The 4,835-nt window shown below is 39.9% G+C and carries 5 protein-coding genes; 2 read left to right on the top strand and 3 right to left on the bottom strand.

Annotated features, from left to right (window positions below; all coding sequences use genetic code 11):
• Positions 1-166: 166 nt before the first annotated feature.
• The 3 genes from EV209_RS16160 to EV209_RS16150 form a co-directional block, all read right to left on the bottom strand.
• Positions 167-1,360: a site-specific integrase gene (locus tag EV209_RS16160; RefSeq protein WP_130436476.1), complete on the bottom strand. Its 1,194-nt coding sequence runs from the start codon at positions 1,358-1,360 to the stop codon at positions 167-169.
• A 78-nt stretch (positions 1,361-1,438) separates the two neighbouring features.
• Positions 1,439-1,642: an excisionase gene (locus EV209_RS16155; protein ID WP_002610247.1), complete on the bottom strand. Its 204-nt coding sequence runs from the start codon at positions 1,640-1,642 to the stop codon at positions 1,439-1,441.
• Positions 1,642-2,703: a replication initiation factor domain-containing protein gene (locus EV209_RS16150; RefSeq protein ID WP_279387349.1), complete on the bottom strand. Its 1,062-nt coding sequence runs from the start codon at positions 2,701-2,703 to the stop codon at positions 1,642-1,644. The genes EV209_RS16155 and EV209_RS16150 overlap by 1 nt, the downstream gene beginning before the upstream one ends.
• A gap of 566 nt (positions 2,704-3,269) precedes the next feature.
• On the opposite strand from EV209_RS16150, the gene EV209_RS16145 reads away from it, so the two are divergent.
• Both EV209_RS16145 and EV209_RS16135 read left to right on the top strand, forming a co-directional pair.
• A complete protein-coding gene (locus EV209_RS16145; protein ID WP_432764487.1) occupies positions 3,270-3,836 on the top strand; it encodes a helix-turn-helix domain-containing protein in 567 nt (188 codons plus the stop codon).
• A gap of 258 nt (positions 3,837-4,094) precedes the next feature.
• Complete coding sequence (locus tag EV209_RS16135; protein ID WP_010776655.1) at positions 4,095-4,580, top strand: hypothetical protein; 486 nt, start codon at positions 4,095-4,097, stop codon at positions 4,578-4,580.
• Positions 4,581-4,835: the final 255 nt, after the last annotated feature.

Below are 4,835 nucleotides of genomic sequence, written 5' to 3'. Positions count from 1 at the left end.
AATTATATATATCTTTTTGACTATCTTTTTATATCTTCTTAAATGTCCGCAAAGCCTTATTTTATCGGCTCTACGGGCATTTTGCTTTTGTGGTAAACCTCACATATCTAGGCTTATCTTCTTATATTTTCTCTATCAAACGTGGTTAAAATCGTGGTAAATACTTCTATGCAATTAGACGCTGAACCTCTGATTTTGCGGTATCTATGGACGCATGAGCGTACCAGTTCATTGTGATACTGATGTTTGAATGTCCCATGATATACTGTAAATCTTTCGGGTTCATGTTTTTGCTTGCCAATCTTGTGCAGAACGTATGGCGTAGCGTGTGCGGTGTGATATGTGGCAAGGGATTGTCCTCGTGGTGCTTGTTGTATTTCTTTACCATACGGACAAAAAGCATACTGTAATCAATCGCAACTTTTGGCTTGCCTTTGGGATTGACAAATAAGAAGTTGCCCCGTCCGTCTATCACAAATGGTTCTGCCTTTGGGCGTTTCTTCATAACCCGTTGAAATGCCTGTATCGTTTCTTTGCTTAATGGCACTTGCCTTGTTCCGCTCTTTGTCTTAGGCGTTTCAATGTAATAACCCTGTTCCTTGCTCTTTAGTAACTGGTGGTCGATAATCACAACCTCATTCTTGAAATCAATATCGGCTACTGTCAGTCCGCACAGTTCCGAGATACGAAGTCCTGTCTTTAACAGTATCAGTACATCATCGTAATACTTATGATACACGTTGTCCGTCTTGATGAATGACAGTAGTGCTTGTTCCTGTTCTTCTGTCAATGCGACTTTCTCTTTGGTATCATTTTCTAAGACTTCACTCAACTTGAAATCAAAAGGGTTTTTCCTTACACAGTCGTCTTGTATGGCGATATAGAATGACGCTTTTAACGAGCGTTTATGGTTGTTAATGGTGTTATAGGAAAAGCCTTTGTCTTTCATGCGTAACGCCCATTCCTTAGCGTCAGAGGGTTTTATCGTATCAATGCTCCTAGCACCTAACTTGTCCTCTTTCAATAACCGCATGAGTTGTTCCCGTTGTTTGTGTGTGCTTTTCTTCACGTTTGCCCTCTGTGCGTTCTGTTTGGCGTAGAGTTGGCAAAGCGTCATTTTCTTGCCTGTGCTGTCGATACCGTCCTCAATATCCCGTCTTATCTGCTGTTCCAGTTCACGAAGTGAGGGTTTTTCCCGTTTTCCCTTTGGTGTCGGGTCGGTGGGTGTCAATCTCCAAGCATACACATATTTTGTTTTTCCAAATGCGTCCACATATTTATATAAGTATTTTCCGTCTGTTCGTTGGCTCTCTCCAGTATGCAGGATACGTCCTTTGCTATCCCGTCTTTTTTCTTTCATGGTGTCTGCTCCTTTCCTTGTTGGAAAGAGCCTTGATATGACTTGTGTTCATCATAACACATACAAGGCTCATTTGCATTAGATTGCGTCTAATTTATCAATAACCTTTTCAAACTGTCGGCGTTTAATCTGTATGCGGTTGCCATTCATAATGAGCCAGCCAGCGTCCTTGTTTTCCTCTGCCAATCGTCTTAGCTTGTTTTCTCCGATACGGAAATACTTAGACGCTTCTTCAATGGTAAGGGTGTATTTTTCCCATACGGGAATATCGTTGTTATTCATCAGATCCCCCCTTTCCCTTGTTTCGTGTCATACTGAATATAGGGGATAAGGTCGGTGCGGTTTATCCTCTGTAAATGTGCAGTTAGTTTACTGGAAAGGGAAGTGCTGTATCTTGCCTTGTCAAGCATAGTTCCCACTTTTTCAAGTCCACCTAATGCGTCATGTTCTTCTAAGAAGTAAAAACTTTTGACAGCGGAAATCACGCCACCCTCTGTGAGCCATTGCTGTGTTTCTTCAAGGGAATTATATGGTTTTGATACTTGCAGTTTCAAGACTTCCACAGCCCCTAAAAAGCGTTCCCAAAACCGACACGTTTTCCACCTGCTTTTATTACTTTCGTTTCTGTTTGCTACGACAAAGCGTAGGTTGTTTGCCAATAGTCCGAAAGCCAGTTCCCCAAGTTCCAGCGGTCTGTCCTTGAACGTCATGGCAAAGGCATGAGCCTTATCATCACGCAGTTGCATTTCTGTCCGTTTCCAACTGCCGACTTCATCAAGCGTCTTATTATATTTTGAACAGACTTCCTTATCCTTGTCATAAAAGCGGTAGGACAATCCCGATTTCCCAGCACCGATATAAACAGTTTTTGCGGTGTCGAAATCGTCAAACTTGCTTTCATCAAAGTAGTAGCCCTCACTATTGGAGATAAATTCCTCTTTTTCGCATTTTTTCTTTATCTGCTCTATGGTAAAGAATGGCTTATCGTTCTTATCATCAATGGCAATATCAAGCCTTGTGAAGTGGAAATTATCCAGTCCGTATCTTCTTTCACAATGTTTGAACATATCCCCAAAGGTATAGTTTCTGCTGTTGAGAATACGGAAAATATCATCACAACCTCTGCCAGTCATAACAAGATAACAGCCTAACCCTTGTGGGTTGTCCTCTGTCTTTCTTGCGTCCCCCGATACATAAATATCTCCAATCTCCCAGCGTATCTGATAAGTCTTGAATTTTACGGTTGCCGGATAGACATTGAAAATGTCAGTCGGTAACTCTAAAATGTGTGTGATTACATCTTCTGCGGTTGCGGTTTCAAATACAATGCTGATGTAATCAATCTTAACGGATAAATTTTCGTGTGTTGCGATACTTCATTACTCCTTTCGTATGCCCCGATTTTTTGCGGGGTATAAATTGCATTTTTTCCTTTATTTATCACAGTTTCTAGGTACTATGACATGTATACGCAGGGCGGTGTTACATATACGCCCTTTACGAACGCCTAAAGGCGTTCCCTTTCTTCCTGTGTCTGATCCGTTCTTAACGCTCACGAGCCTTTGGGAGGCTCGTGGCTAAACGGAACAGCCCCAGTCAGAAACCCGATTTTCAGTCTGATAGTCCATGCTTATTCATGCTGTCAAAGTGAAAATATATCTTCTCTATGCCTACTCAAGCGTGTGATTGACCCTAGTGTGCTTAATCACTCTATCTAATACGATAATAACGCCATTAGAATTACTTGTCAAGAAGTTTTAATTGACTTTTTGATGTATATTAAGTATGATATGCTTATAAACACCAAGAAAAGCAACGAAAGGAGCGGTTATACTAAGTTATGGAGGGTTATATAAAGAAAATCAGTTTCTTAGGAGAGAACATACAGACCATAAGAAAACACAGAGGAATGAAACAACAGGAACTTGCAGACAAAATCGGTATCAATATGCAGAGCCTTTCCAAAATTGAACGAGGTGTGAATTATCCTACCTTTGATACGCTGGAAAAGATAATGGACGTGCTGGGTGTAACGCCCAATGAATTATTATCGGGAGAATGGAAGTATGTTAATCAAGCCGAAAAGGAAGTCTGCCAGTTTTTAAGAATTGAAGAACGACTAAATGCAGAACTAAAACATGGGCATTATGACAACTTCTTTGACAGCGAGGAAGAATGGCTGGAATATGAGCTAGAAAAGTTACGGAAATATATTACCGATTACATCAACGGGAAAAGCATTGTAGCGTCCGACCTTTATCCAATCAAAGAATTTATCCAGCATTTGAAGTTTCAAAAACTGTTAAACCGCTATGATGATTTATACAGTATGGATATGTTCGGGGAAAGCATAGAGGGACATAAATATAGGACACCTTATCAAGTCGTGAAAATGATAAACCCCAATTCAAAAGAAGATATGGAACTGTTACGGAAAGTATTGAGAAATAACCATTTTGATGATGAGGACGAGTAATCTTTTTCCTCTTGCGAGAAGATACAGCAAACAAAAAGCCCGATCAAGAGTGCAAGCACCACCAATGGTGGCAAGGCTCTTGACAGGGCTTTTTCTTTTCTGTGTTGGGTAATCAAGAGGAAGAAAGAAAACGTGTGCATTTTTAAAGATTAGAAAAATGATAAGGCTATAATGATTTTTATTGTGGCGGATATATGGAACTGTTATAATATGGGTATGAAGAAACGGATAAATTGAAATTTGTGGAGGAAAAAGATAATGGCAAAAGAAAAAGGTTCATTCAAAGAATTTCTATCGGCAATCGCGCCAGAACACCAAGCGTTTGTCGAGAAACTTAATACCAAACTTATTGAGCAGGGCTGTGACCTTGTAATAAAGGAAGCAAAAAGCGGTTACACCGCTTCATACCAACTAGAGAAGAAAACAGTAATGAATTGGGTGTTTCGCAAGACAGGTGTTTTTGCACGGATTTACGGAGACAACGCTGGAAAGTATGAGGATATAATCGCTTCGCTTCCTGCTGATATGCAAAAGAAAATGACTACTTCTCGTGACTGCAAGAGACTGATTGACCCTAATGCCTGTAGTGATACCTGTGTGAAAGGTTTTGTTTATGCCTTGAATGGCGACACACATAAAAAATGCCGTAATGACGGAATGCTCTTTGTACTGACAAATGAAACAGCGGAGCATATAGCTGGGCTGGTCTGTGCAGAGGTTAATGTGCGTAAGTCAGCTTTATAACGACAGAAAAGTTAAGAACAATAAATCCCAGTTTGACAACTTCATATCCATACACACCAAGCAGTTAGTCTTAGGATTGACTGCTTTTTTAACAAAAAACACCAATTTAGGTGTCTTTTAGTGTAATTTTTAATGTCATATCAAGGCTCATTCAATCGTGGTAAATTCGTGGTAAAATGAGTGTTTTTCTATACTTCAAAATGCTTGAAAGTGTAGTATTTTTGCGGATAATCAAAAATTAGATATAAAATTTAT

Source organism: Cuneatibacter caecimuris (assembly GCF_004216775.1).
GTDB lineage: Bacteria > Bacillota > Clostridia > Lachnospirales > Lachnospiraceae > Cuneatibacter > Cuneatibacter caecimuris.
The sequence above is the reverse complement of the archived record's forward strand: the minus strand, read 5'-3'. Positions and strand labels throughout refer to the sequence as shown.